13 protein-coding genes are annotated in these 12371 nt (G+C 69.7%); 4 read left to right on the forward strand and 9 right to left on the reverse strand.

The window, feature by feature from the left end:
* The first annotated feature begins 17 nt into the window (after nucleotides 1–17).
* From MWN33_RS06840 to MWN33_RS06850, 3 genes are read left to right on the forward strand one after another with little or no spacing between them, the layout of a single operon-like run.
* Nucleotides 18–818: a BtpA/SgcQ family protein gene (locus MWN33_RS06840; protein ID WP_247199674.1), complete on the forward strand. Its 801-nt coding sequence runs from the start codon at nucleotides 18–20 to the stop codon at nucleotides 816–818.
* A gap of 34 nt (nucleotides 819–852) precedes the next feature.
* Nucleotides 853–2355, forward strand: coding sequence for an FGGY-family carbohydrate kinase (locus MWN33_RS06845; protein WP_247199675.1), 1503 nt, complete (start codon nucleotides 853–855; stop codon nucleotides 2353–2355).
* A complete protein-coding gene (locus MWN33_RS06850; protein WP_247199676.1) occupies nucleotides 2352–2999 on the forward strand; it encodes an HAD family hydrolase in 648 nt (215 codons plus the stop codon). The genes MWN33_RS06845 and MWN33_RS06850 overlap by 4 nt, the downstream gene beginning before the upstream one ends.
* Here the strand turns inward: MWN33_RS06850 and MWN33_RS06855 are convergent.
* The 9 genes from MWN33_RS06855 to mdcA form a co-directional block, all read right to left on the reverse strand.
* Complete coding sequence (locus tag MWN33_RS06855; protein WP_247199678.1) at nucleotides 2996–3745, reverse strand: SDR family NAD(P)-dependent oxidoreductase; 750 nt, start codon at nucleotides 3743–3745, stop codon at nucleotides 2996–2998. The two genes, MWN33_RS06850 and MWN33_RS06855, sit on opposite strands and share 4 nt — an antisense overlap.
* A gap of 82 nt (nucleotides 3746–3827) precedes the next feature.
* Nucleotides 3828–4739, reverse strand: coding sequence for an AraC family transcriptional regulator (locus MWN33_RS06860; protein ID WP_247199679.1), 912 nt, complete (start codon nucleotides 4737–4739; stop codon nucleotides 3828–3830).
* A gap of 63 nt (nucleotides 4740–4802) precedes the next feature.
* The gene (locus tag MWN33_RS06865; protein ID WP_247199680.1) at nucleotides 4803–5735 is read right to left on the reverse strand and encodes an ACP S-malonyltransferase; all 933 of its coding nucleotides are present in this window, start codon (nucleotides 5733–5735) and stop codon (nucleotides 4803–4805) included.
* Nucleotides 5726–6619 (reverse strand): triphosphoribosyl-dephospho-CoA synthase, encoded by an 894-nt coding sequence (locus tag MWN33_RS06870; protein ID WP_247199681.1) that lies wholly within the window; start codon nucleotides 6617–6619, stop codon nucleotides 5726–5728. Before MWN33_RS06870 ends, MWN33_RS06865 begins: the two co-directional genes overlap by 10 nt.
* Complete coding sequence (gene mdcG / locus MWN33_RS06875) at nucleotides 6613–7338, reverse strand: malonate decarboxylase holo-[acyl-carrier-protein] synthase (protein WP_247199682.1); 726 nt, start codon at nucleotides 7336–7338, stop codon at nucleotides 6613–6615. Before mdcG ends, MWN33_RS06870 begins: the two co-directional genes overlap by 7 nt.
* 5 nt (nucleotides 7339–7343) lie before the next feature.
* Nucleotides 7344–8081, reverse strand: a complete 738-nt coding sequence (locus tag MWN33_RS06880; protein ID WP_247199683.1) for a biotin-independent malonate decarboxylase subunit gamma — start codon at nucleotides 8079–8081, stop codon at nucleotides 7344–7346.
* Nucleotides 8078–8974, reverse strand: coding sequence for a biotin-independent malonate decarboxylase subunit beta (locus tag MWN33_RS06885; RefSeq protein ID WP_247199684.1), 897 nt, complete (start codon nucleotides 8972–8974; stop codon nucleotides 8078–8080). The genes MWN33_RS06880 and MWN33_RS06885 overlap by 4 nt, the downstream gene beginning before the upstream one ends.
* The gene (mdcC, locus tag MWN33_RS06890) at nucleotides 8971–9291 is read right to left on the reverse strand and encodes a malonate decarboxylase acyl carrier protein (protein ID WP_247199685.1); all 321 of its coding nucleotides are present in this window, start codon (nucleotides 9289–9291) and stop codon (nucleotides 8971–8973) included. Before mdcC ends, MWN33_RS06885 begins: the two co-directional genes overlap by 4 nt.
* A gap of 11 nt (nucleotides 9292–9302) precedes the next feature.
* Nucleotides 9303–10955, reverse strand: a complete 1653-nt coding sequence (mdcA, locus tag MWN33_RS06895) for a malonate decarboxylase subunit alpha (RefSeq protein WP_247199686.1) — start codon at nucleotides 10953–10955, stop codon at nucleotides 9303–9305.
* 369 nt (nucleotides 10956–11324) lie between these two features.
* Between mdcA and MWN33_RS06900 the strand changes: the two genes are divergently transcribed.
* The gene (locus tag MWN33_RS06900; RefSeq protein WP_247199687.1) at nucleotides 11325–12308 is read left to right on the forward strand and encodes a Bug family tripartite tricarboxylate transporter substrate binding protein; all 984 of its coding nucleotides are present in this window, start codon (nucleotides 11325–11327) and stop codon (nucleotides 12306–12308) included.
* Nucleotides 12309–12371 lie beyond the last annotated feature (63 nt).

Raw genomic sequence — 12371 nt, forward strand, 5'->3', positions numbered from 1 at the left:
TTCAAGGAGTAGCGAGAATGGTATTCGAGTGTTTTGGCGACAAGAAGAAGGTCGTCATCGCCATGGCCCACATCGGAGCCCTGCCGGGTGCTCCGCTCTATGATGCCGATGGCGGCCTCGACAAGCTCATCGAGGGCGTGCTGGCGGATGTCGAAAAGCTGCAGGCGGGCGGCGTCGACGCCATCATGTTCGGCAACGAGAACGACCGTCCCTATGTCTTCAAGGGCTCGCCCGCCTCGGTCGCGGCGATGAGCGCCATCGTGCGGGCGGTGAAGCCGCATCTGAAGGTGCCGTTCGGCGTCAACTATCTCTGGGATCCGGTCGCCACCGTCGCCATCGGCGCGATCAACGGCGCCAGCTTCGTGCGCGAGATCTTCACCGGCCTGTTCGCCTCCGATATGGGCCTGTGGGAGCCGAACTGCGCCGAGGCAGCGCGCCTGCGCCACGATCTCGGCCGCGACGACATGAAGATGCTGTTCAACATCAATGCCGAGTTCGCCCACTCGCTCGACCAGCGCCCCATCGAGCTGCGCGCCAGGAGCGCGGTGTTCTCCTCGCTTGCCGACGCCATCCTCGTCTCCGGCCCGATCACCGGCCAGCCGGCGGACCAGTCGCACCTGCGCAAGGTGGCCGAGACCGTCAAGGACGTGCCGATCTTCGCCAATACCGGCGTCAACATCGACAATATCCGCGACATCTTCTCCATCGCTTCGGGCGTGGTGATCGGCACCCACTTCAAGGTCGACGGCAACACCTGGAACCCGGTCGAGGCCGCCCGCGTGTCGCGCTTCATGGATGTGGTGAATTCCATCCGCTGACCGCGCCGTCCTTTACCTGAAGGGTTTCCGCTCCATGGCCTATGTTCTCGGCCTCGACATCGGCACGACCTCGACCATCGGCCTGCTGCTGCGTCTTCCCGGCGAGATCGTCGGGGTGACCTCGCGGCCGGTGACGCTGTCGTCGCCCCATGCCGGTTGGGCGGAGGAGGACCCCGCGCAGTGGTGGGGGAATGTCTGCTCCATCACGCGCGAACTGATCGGCGCGGCGGGGATCGACCCCGCCGGGATCGTCGCCGTCGGCGTCACCGGCATGCTGCCGGCCGTCGTGCTGCTCGACGCGGAGGGGAAGGTGCTGCGCCCCTCCATCCAGCAGAGCGACGGGCGCTGCGGGGCGGAGGTCGCCGAACTGCGGGCCGAGAAGGACGAGGCGTCCTTCATCGCAAAGGCCGGCAACGGCATCAACCAGCAGCTCGTTACCGCCAAGCTGCGCTGGATCGCCCGGCACGAGCCCGACGTCTTCGCGCGCATCGAGACCGTGTTCGGTTCCTATGACTATGTGAACTGGCGCCTCACCGGCGAAAGGGCGGTGGAGCAGAACTGGGCGCTGGAGGCCGGCTTCGTCGACGTCGCGCGCCACGAGATCGACGACGAGCTCGTCGCCTGGGCCGGCATTCCGCGCAGCGCCATTCCCCGCAAGACGGCCTCGCACGAGGTGATGGGCCGGGTGAGCGCCGCCGGCGCGCAAGAGACAGGCCTTGCCGCCGGGACCCCCGTCATCGGCGGGGCGGCCGACATGATCGCCTCGGCGCTGGGCGCCGGCGTCACGGGCAAGGGCGACATATTGCTGAAGTTCGGCGGCGCCATCGACATTCTGGTCGCCACCGATCAGGTGAAGCCCGATCCGCGCCTGTATCTGGACTATCACCTCATTCCCGGCCTGTTCATGCCGAATGGCTGCATGGCGACGGGCGGCTCGGGGCTCAACTGGTTCGTGCGCACCTTCGCCGGCGGCGAGGCGCTCGCGGCCGAGCGCGCGGGCATCAGCGTCCACCAGCATCTCGACAGCCTTGCCGACGCACGACCGGCAGGCGCCGACGGGCTGACGGTGCTGCCCTATTTCCTCGGCGAGAAGACGCCGCTGCACGATCCCGCCGCGCGCGGCGTGTTCGACGGGCTCACCCTCTCGCACGATATCGGCCATCTCTGGCGGGCGCTGCTGGAGGCCTATGCCTATGCCTGCGCCCACCATGTCGAGGTGCTGCGCGACATGGGCCATTCCGCCGCGCGCGTGCTGGTGTCGGATGGCGGCTCGAACTCGCGTGTATGGATGCAGATCGTCGCCGACGTGCTCGGCCAGCCGGTGCATCGCCTGAAGGGCCACCCCGGCTCCTCGCTCGGCGCGGCGTGGACGGCGGCGGTTGGCGTCGGCCTCGCCGACTGGGACGGCATTGCCCGCTTCGTCCGGCAGGACGAGGTGCTGCTGCCCAATCCGGCCCATGCCGCGACCTATGCCGCCGGCTACAGGCGTTATCGCGACCTCTACCGCACCCTCCTCGCCGGGCGTGAGCCGGCATGAACGCGATGGCCGGGACGTTGCGCGCCGTCGCCTGGGACATAGACGGCACGCTGGTCGACAGCGAACCGCTGCACCATCGCGCGCTGCTGGCGGCCTGTCGGGCGCTCGGTTCGGACGTCTCCGACCTGCCGGACCAGGCGTTTCGCGGCATACACATGCACGATGTCTGGAAGCAGATCTCGCCGCGTCTCTCCGCCGAAGTGGAGGAGGCGGAGTGGATCGCGCGAATCAACGCGCATTATGTCGAGAACCGCGCCGCTCTGGTGAGCCTGCCGCAGGCGGTGGCGACCATCCGCGCGCTGGAAAGGCTCGGCGTGGCGCAGGCCTGCGTCTCCAATTCCAGCCGCAGCGTGGTCGACGCCAATATCGACGCGCTCGGCATCGCCGACGCGCTTTCCTTCTCGCTGAGCCTCGACGACGTGGTGCGCGGCAAGCCCGACCCCGAGCCCTATCTTTCCGCCTGCCGGCGCTTCGGTCTCGCACCCGCGCAGGTCGTCGCCGTCGAGGACAGCCTCTCCGGCGTGCTCTCCGCCCGCGCAGCCGGCCTCCATGTCGTCGGCTATCTCCCGAGCGGGGGCGGCTTTGGCGAGGCGGATCTCGTCATCGACCGGCTCGACGAGGTGATCGCGCTCTTCGCCTCCTAGGCGCCGCGCGCCTGCGACAGCGCCACCGCGTCCGCGCCGGCGGGAAAATGCAGCCGGCCGGACGTGTCGGCGACCGCCGCCCATACCGCCTCGGCGACATCGCTCTCCCGCGTCGTCATCGCCGGCGCGGCGAAGCTGGCGAAGATCGGCGCGGCGAAATCGGCGTAGGCGGGCGGGATGAGCTGGCCGATGTCGAGGCCGGCATTCTCGATGAAGCGGGTAGTCGGCCCGTATCCCGGCTCGACCAGCTTGACGCCGATGCCGAAATGGCCGAGCTCATGAGCGAGCGAGCCGGTGAAGCCTTCGATGGCCTGCTTGCTGGCGGTATAGGCCGCCGCCAGCGGCATGGCGGCCAGCGTGACGGTCGAGGTAACGTTGACGATCACCCCGGCGTGGCGCGCGCGCATCTGCGGGATCACGGCTTGGCACATCGCCATGGTTCCGAACGTGTTCGTCTCGAGTATCCGGCGTATATGCGCCATCGGCGTCGCCTCGAAGGCACCGACGACCCCGATGCCGGCATTGTTGACCAGCACGTCGATCGGCCCGGCGGCGTCGAGCGCGGCCGCGATGCTCGCCTCGCTTGTCACGTCGAGCGGCAGGAGGCGCAGGCGCGACGAGGCCGGCAGCACCGCAGCATCGGGCCGGCGCATGGTGGCGATGACGTTCCAGCCCTGCGCGAGGAAATGGCAGGCGGTGGCGAGGCCATAGCCCGAGGACGTACCGGTGATCAGGATCGTGTGCATGTGGACCTCCATCTGCTGTGGACGGTCCGGTGATAGGCGGCTCGGCTCGTACGATACATAATCGGACGTCCGATTAAATTCTTCAGGCGTCCAGAAACGCCTCGGTGCGGGCGAAGCGGCCGGGCGGGCAGCCCAGCCGCTTGCGGAAGGCGGTGCTGAAGGCGCTGGCGGATTCGTAGCCGATCTCTTCGGCGATGCGTTCCAGGGTTTTTTCCCCGCGGATCAGCGCGTCCTTGGCGAGCGCCATGCGCCAGCGCGCGAGATATTCGATGGGGCCGCAGCCGAGCGCCTGTGCGAAGCGGGCGGCGAAGGCCGAGCGCGACTGCCCGGCGATCCTCGCCAGCCCCGCAACCGTCCAGTCCGCCCGCACATCGGCGTGCAGGGCGGCGAGCGCGCGGGCGAGCGAGGCGTCGCGCAGGCCGTGAACGAGGCCGGCTCGCGCCTCGTCGGCGGCGAGCGGACCCCGGCGCAGCGCCTCGACGAGCAGCACTTCGAGCAGGCGCGCCAGCACCATCTCGCGGCCGGGCTCCTCACCGGCACCTTCCTCGGTGATGAGCGCGATCAGCCGGCCGAGCCGGTCGGCGCGCCCTTCGTCGGCCGGGATGTGGATCATGCGCGGCAGCAGCGCCAGCAGCAGCGGCGCATTCGCCCGCTCGATGCGGAAGGTGCCGCCGAGCGAGGCGAAATCCGCCTCGCCTTCCGCCTCGCCGTGGCGGACCGGCACCTCCATCGGCTCGCGCGGTGCGCCGGCAATGCCGGGATGGCTGCTCAGCGTGAAGGCCGGGGTGGAGGGCAGCAGCAGGAAATCGCCCTGTGCGAGCCGAAGCGGCGCCGCGCTCTCGAAGGTGATCCAGCACTCGCCCTTCAGGACGAGGGTAAAGCCGGGCGCGTCATGGGCGTCGTAGCGCACGGCCCAGCGGCCCCGGCCGGTGATCGGCTTGGCGATGGCGGTGTTTGGCCGAAGCAGGGCGATGATGTCGCTGAGCGGATCCATGCGGGACGATCCATAATACAAATGTCAGCCTGCATTATAGAGACGCCTGGAAAGTCAGGGCAATCAGCCCGCCTGCTGGGCGCGTTCGATCCATTTGAGAAGCCCGGAGGTCGAGCGGAAATCCTCGAAGGGGCGTACCGGGACGTCGGGCAGGATTTCCGCGCAGAGCCGCGTCAGGCTGTGGCCCGGGCCGATCTCGACCGCGCAGCGCGCGCCGCGCTCGCCTGCCATCTCAAGGCAGCGGCGGAAGTCGAGCCGTGTATGGAGCTGCTCGGCCAGCGCCTCCACCGCGTCGGCGGGGCTGGCGATGCTGCGTCCGTCGATCCCTGAAAGCATGTACTTGCGCGTCCGGTGCAGCGGCGCGCCTTCCAGCACGGCGCGGAAGGCCGGCCCGGCGGCGGCGATGAAGCGGGTGTGCGAGGCGACGCGGACCGGCAGGCGCTTCACCGTGCGCGCGCCCTGCGCCACCAGCGCGCCCTCGATGCCCGCCAGCGTTTCCGCCGGCCCGCCGAGCACCACATGGTCGGGCCCATTGACGATGGCGACGGCGAGGCCGGCGCCTTCCGCGAACGCGATGATCCTCGCCAGCGGCAGGCCGATCACCGCCATCATTCCCTGTTCGATGCCGCTCGCCCGGCTCGCCTCGTCCATGCAGCGCACGCGGGCGTCGATCACATCGAAAGCGGCGAGCGGGTCGAGGCCGCCGGCGCAGGCGAGCGCGGCGATCTCGCCGACGCTGTAGCCGATGCAGATGTCACCGGTCTCCTTGCCGAGCACGGCATGCAGGGCGAGACAATGCGCGGTGAGCAATATCTGGGCGGTGCGGTTGTCGGCATAGTCGAGCCGGTCGTCCGGCCCGCCCAGCCGGCGCAGGTCGAGACCGAGGCGTTCCGATGCCATCTCCAGCACCGGCCGCGCCGCCGGCTCGTCCACGAGCCGCTCGAACATGGCGGGGTGCTGGTTGCCCTGGCCGGGGCACAGAAGCATCAGCGCCATGGCAGCGCCCGTTCCGGCACCAGACCGCTGAGGGCGGCGAGGAAGAAGGCGGCGGCGACGAGATCGGCCGCGCCGCCGGGGCTGAGCCGCCGCGCGACGAAGGCGGCGTGCAGCGCGCGGGCACGCCCGAACCCTTCAGGCACCAGCATGCCGCCGGCCGCCATGAACTCGCCGGCCGCCCGCCGGGCATAGGCGAGCCCTTCCGGCCCGGCGCGGTAGAGCATGTTGTTGTCGTCCAGCACCGCCACGGTGGCGTAGAAGGCGTGCAGTCCCGCCGCCTCGATGCCGGCGCCGGCGCGCCGCGCCGCATGGAAGGCCGGCAGCGTGTGGGCGCGCAGCACGGGAAATCCGGCCGCCGCCTGCTCGCGCGCACCGGCCGCGCCGTAGCGCGCCCGCACCTGCGCGCCATGGCTCGCATCGACCGGCGAGCGGGCGGCGAGGATGTCGGCGCCCCACCGGCGGACCCGCGCGCACAGGCGCCGGCTGCGCTCCAGCGGATAGGCGGAAATATCCATTTCGTCGTCCATGCCCGCCGCAGCGGCCAGCAGGCCGAGCGAGAACACCGCGCCGCGATGGGTGTTGACGCCGCCCGTGGCGCGGAACATGCGCGCCTCCGCCGCGATGCCGATCGCCTTCATCCCGGCAAAGCTCGCCCCCTCCGCGCCGGCCTGTGCGAGGGCGGCGAAATAGCCCTTCAGCGCGGCGGTGCTGCGCAGGAAGGTCGCCGCGTTCATATCGACGTGGCTGCCGGTGTCGACGAAGCTCACCAGCCCCGCCTTGGGATAGAGCCGCAGTTCCATGCCGAGCGCCCACAGCGCGCAGCGGTCGATCTCGGCCGCCGTCGCGTGGATCGGCGCCGGATTTTCGCGCGCGAGGCTCAGCATGCGGCAACGCCCGGCCGCAGCAGCCGGCGAACCGCCTCGCGCGGCACCAGGGCGACCCCGTCGAGCCCGCGCACCAGCACCTCCGGTGTCGCGGTGAACAATTCGCGCCACGCCACCATGCGGTCGGAAGCCAGCGCGATCTCGCCGTCGAGACGCGGGCAGTCGCCGGCCCGCGCCTCGGAAAGCAGGGCGAGCAGCCGCTCGGTGTCGGCTTCCTCGCCCGGCTCGATCAGCAGGTCGATGTCGGAGGCGGGATGCAGATAGGCCTCGCCGGTCAGATATTGCCAGCCCAGCGAGCCATAGACGCGCACGCTCGCCCCGCTCTCCGTTAGTTGTGCGGCGAGCCGGCGCAGCGGCCGACGCCAGCCGGAGAAGGCGGCCTCGCAGGCCTCCGTCAGCAACGGCATATGGCCGCTCCGCCGCACCTCGTCGCGCCGCGCGGCGAGGGCGATGCGGCGGCGGTCGAGCCGGCTGGGCAGCGGCAGGCCGAGGGGAAGAGTGTCGGGAGCGGAGGCGGCCTCCTCGCGGCGCACGACGAAGGGGCGTCCCGCACAGGCCCAGGCGGCCGCCAGCGCGCGATCCGCCTCACGTTCCGTCCGCAACGATGCCGCCGGGTCGAGCCAGACCAGATCGTGGCGGGCGAGGCGTGGCAGGGCCGTCGCCGCCGGGCCGGGCCGGGCAGCGGGAGACCCGCTCCACGGGTGGAAGGCGTGGCGCATCGCCCTCAGGCTCCCGCCCGCACCTGCGCGGCGACCTCGCGCGCCAGCGCGCGCCCGCCGCGTTCATGGCCGAGATCGCGGCGGTCGTCGCGCGCGGCCGGCGGCTCGGCCAGCGCGGCCCGCAGATGCGCCCGCAGGTCGCCCGACCACACGGCGCGGATCGCGCCGACGCGGGTGAAGTTCTCCACTCCCGGCCCCAGCACGGGCGATGTCGCACACAGCTCGGTGAGCCGGTCGAGAGGCACCTTGGTCACGCGCGACATGGCGTTCAGCGCCATCACCCGCACCTCGGCCGAGGGCAGGGCGTAGCAGGCGTCGGTCGCCATGCCGAGCGCCATAAAGCCCGCGCTCACCGCCAGCTCGTTGACGAGGCCGATGACGCGGTGGCCGCGCCGGCGGGCGAAGTAGAGGCATTTAGTCAGATGAGCGAGGCAGCCATTGTTGCCCATCAGCTCGTCCCAGCGGCCGAGGCGGTGGCCGCTATTGTCGACGACGATCAGGATCGGCCGGCCGGGCGCGTCGCGCATCACGTCGAGCACGTGGCGGGCCATGGCGAGGGCGACGTCGGCGCCGATATAGGTGCGCCCGGTGGTGGCGAGGATGGCGACCTCCGCGCCGTCGAATTCGCCGACGCCGGTGATCAGGGCGCCGTCACGGTCGAGGCGGGCCTGCTCGAACAGCGTCCCGATCAGGCGTTCGGTGGATGAGATGTCAGGCGTCGCGGGAGCGGCATCGGCCTTCACGGGCGGTCTCCTTCCAGCACGGCGACGAGGCGGTTGAACTCATCCGCCTCGATGTCGGACACGCGGTCGGGATCGTTGACACCGAGCGCCGCCCAAATCTCGCGGGCATCCTTGGCGCCCTTGAAGCGGGCGACGCGGCCGGCGAGCCGGGCGTGCTCGGCTTCCAGCGCGTCGAGGTCGAAGGGGCGGGGCGCCCCGAGCACGGCGGCGACCGCGCTGCGGAAGGCGTCGATGTCATCGGCGACGATCTCGTCGATCTCGCCGGTCAGGCGGCGGTGCTTGGCGCCCATGGTGCGCCAGACCAGCGCGCGGTCCTGGGCATCGAACTCCTCGATGCCTTCCACCGCCTCGATCACCTCCGGGCCGGACACCGACAGGCGGCCTTCCTCGCTGGCGATGATGCGGTCGCAGGAGCGGGCGACGATGGAGGTGCCGCCATAGCAGCCATTGCGTCCGCCGATCACCGCGATGACCTCGATGCCGGCGGCGCGGGCGTCGAACACGGCGCGCTGGATCTCGCCCATGGCGATCAGCCCGGCATTGGCCTCGTGCAGGCGCACGCCGCCGCTGTCGAGCAGCAGCACCACCGCGTCCGGCCGCGTGTCGAGCGCGCGCTCCAAAAGGCCGGTGAGCTTGGCGCCATGCACCTCGCCGACCGCGCCGCCCATGAAGGCGCCTTCCTGCGCGGCGATCAGCACGGGGCGGCCCTCGATGGTGCCCTCGCCGACGACGATGCCGTCGTCGAAGGCGACCGGCATGCCGAGCGCGGGCAGATGCGGGCTGGTGCGGCGCTGCGCGGGGCCGCAGAACTCGCGGAACGAGCCGGCGTCGAGCAGGCCGCGCACGCGAGCGCGGGCCGTCGCCTCAAGGAAGCTGTGGCGGGCGGGGATCATGGCGCCTTCTCCCCGAGCCCGGCCCAGGCCTGGTCGAGCCGCAGCATCACCACGGCGGGGGTGGCGCCGCCATCGTTGATCGACAGGCGGATATTGGCGAGGCCGCGCCGCTCGACGAAATCGCCGATCACCTGCTGCCAGGTGTCGCCGAAGCCGTGGATCGAGGTGTCGACGGAGGCTTCGCAGGCCCCACCGAGATCGGCGCGCTCGATCATCACTTCCAGATTGCCCGAGCCGACGACGCCGACCAGCGCCTCGCCATCGGCCGACAAAGGCGTGCCGGGCCGGCCGGCGAAACGAAATTCCAGACGCTCCATGCCGCGTCCTCCTACCAGTTCTTGAAGCGCGCCGGCGGCGCATACAGACCCTCGGACCAGCGCACGAGGTCCTTGATCGAGCGGGCGGCGAGCAGGTCGCGGCTGGCGAGCCTTTTGTCGACGCCGATATCCTCGGGGTAGAGAATGGCGCCGCGCGCGCGCAGCTTCTCCACCATCTGCCGGTCGCGCTTGCGGCCGACCTCGGTGTAGCCGGCTACGCCCCTGATCGCCTGCGCCCGCTCGGCGAGGCTGTCGCAGAGCAGGAGGTTGGCGATGCCTTCCTCGGTGACGATGTGGGTGAGGTCGTCGCCATAGACCATCACCGGCGGCAGCGGCATGTCGAACGTGTCCATCAGTTCCCACGCGTCGAGCCGCTCGACGAAGGTGGGCGCGAGCCCTTCCTTGAAGGTCTCCACCATCTGCACCACGAGCTTGCGCCCGCGCGGCATGCCCTGCCGGTGCGCCTCCTGCCCGGCGCGGAGCCAGGCCGGGCTACCGTGCCGGCGGCCGCGCGATTCCGAGCCGAAATTCGGCGCGCCGCCAAAGCCCGTCATGCGGGCATGGGTGGCCGTGGAGGAATTGCCTTCGAGGTCGATCTGCAGCGTCGAGCCGATGAACAGATCGGCATAATGGCCGGCGAGCTGGCAGAAGACGCGGTTGGAGCGCATCGTGCCGTCGCGGCCGATGAAAAACACGTCGGAGCGCTCGGAGACGTAGCGCTCCATGCCGAGCTCCGAGCCGGCGCAGTGGATCGCCTCGATGAAGCCGGACTCAATGGCCGGGATGAGGGTGGGGCAGGGGTTCACCGACATGTAGCGGCAGATCTTGCCGCGCAGCCCCAGCTCCTCGGCATAGGTCGGCAGGATCAGCTCGATGGCGGCGGTGTCGAAGCCGATGCCGTGGTTGAGCCGGGTGACGCCGTATTTCTCGTAGATGCCGCGGATCACCATCATCGCCATCAGCACCTGTATGTCGGTGATGGCGCCGGGGTCGCGGGTGAAGATCGGCTCGATGTAATGGGGCTTGGGCGCCTCGACGACGAAGCTCACCCAGTCGCCCGGCACGTCGACGCGCGGCACCTTGTCGACGATGCGGTTTACCTGCGCGATCAGCACGCCCGAGCGGAAGGCGGTTGCCTCCACGATGGCCGGCGTGTCCTCGGTATTGGGGCCGGTATACAGATTGCCGTCGCGGTCCGCCGCCTCCGCCGCGATCAGGCTGACGCGCGGCGTCAGGTCGGCGAAATAGCGGCTGTAGAGCTCCAGATAGGTATGGATCGCCCCGACCTCGACCTTGCCGGCCTTGACGAGCTGGGCGAGGCGCAGCCCCTGCGGGCCGGCGTAGCAGAAGTCCAGCCGGCGGGCGATGCCGCTCTCGAAGATGTCGAGATGGGGCGCCAGCGCGATGTTGGACTGCACGACATGCAGCCCGTGCACCTTCGCGGGATCGACCTCGGCGAGGGCGCGCGAGAGGAAGTCGGCGTGCTTCTGGTTGTTGCCCTCGATGCAGATGCGGTCGCCCGGCTCGATCACCGCTTCCATCAGCGCGGTGGTCTGCGGGGAAGGGATCACCTTGCCGCCGGCGAGGGCGAGGCCCCGGGCGAGGCGGGCGTCGTAATTGCGCGCCAGACTGTTCCAGTCGCCGCGCACGGAATGGGTCGACACGTCCATCGGGCCGCCTCAGCCCGCGCGCCGGGCGGCGGCTTTAAGCGAGGTCGCGTGCCTGCCGCGACGGCAGGGTCCGGCGGCATCAATAGCTGTATCCATCACGATTCCTCCTGATATATTTTTTGCATGGCAAACCGGCGGCCCGCCGGCGGAAGATCATGCATTTGCCTGTCTCGCCCACCCACGAGCGGAAGGCACGAGGCGACCCTCTCAGCTTGCCACGATAATGGCACGGGCGCTTTGTTCGCAACTAGAATATCTGAAATATATGAGTTGCACATCATACTGATTTGATCCAGTATCATTCTAAGGCGCGGACAACGTGCGCCAGACAAAACACCTGTCACACCCTGGAGGAACGCCCTCATGAAAACCGCCGCCCTTGCCGGCGCAGCCCTGCTGCTGTCGACATTCGCCGCCTCGGCCTGGGAGCCGACCAAATCTGTCGAGATCGTCGTGCCCTTCGGTCCGGGCGGCGCGTCCGACCAGATGGCCCGCACCATGCAGGCCATCATCCAGAAGCACGGCCTGTCCAAGGAATCCTTCATCGTCGTCAACAAGCCCGCCGCGACTGGCGGCGAGGCGATGATGGACATCAAGAAGTCCAAGGGTGATCCCCACAAGCTGATCACCACCTCCAGCACCATCTACATGACGCCGCTCGCCACCAAGATTCCGGTGAGCTGGCAGGACTTCACCCCCGTCGGCATGGTCGCGCAGGACGAGTTCGGCCTGTGGGTGGCCAAGGATTCCCCGCTCAAGAACGTCGACGACCTGAAGGCGGCGGCGAAGGCCGCGAACCCGCCGATCAAGGTCGGCGGCGGCGGCTCCAAGCGCGAGGACGAGCTGATCTCGTTCGGCGTGTTCACCGAGCTCGGCGCGCCGATCTCCTACATCCCCTACAAGAGCGGCGGCGAGGCCTCGACCCAGCTCGCGGGCAACCACATCCTGGTCGAGACCAACAACCCCTCCGAGGACGTCGCCAACTGGCGCGCCGGCCTCACCCGCCCGCTCTGCGTGCTCTCGCCCAAGCGCATCGCCTACACGGCGAAGGTCACCGCCGACATGTCGTGGAACGACGTGCCGACCTGCGGCGAGCAGGGGCTGAAGTTCACCTACAACATGCTGCGCGGCCTGTTCATGCCGGGCGGCGTCACGCCCGAGCAGCAGGCCTATTACGTCGACCTGATCCAGAAGATCGTCGCGACGCCCGAGTGGCAGGAATATCTGGAGCGCAACGCGCTGCTGTCCGATGTGCGCGTCGGCAAGGACTATGTCGACTTCCTGAACGCCGACGAGGCCAAGCACAAGGATCTCATGGCCAAGGCCGGTTTCCTCCCGACCAACTGATCCGGGTCCTGACTGCGGCCCGCCGTCATCTGGCGGGCCGCTCCTTTTTTCGGTCGTGCCGGC

This window comes from Ancylobacter koreensis (genome assembly GCF_023016525.1).
GTDB lineage: Bacteria > Pseudomonadota > Alphaproteobacteria > Rhizobiales > Xanthobacteraceae > Ancylobacter > Ancylobacter koreensis.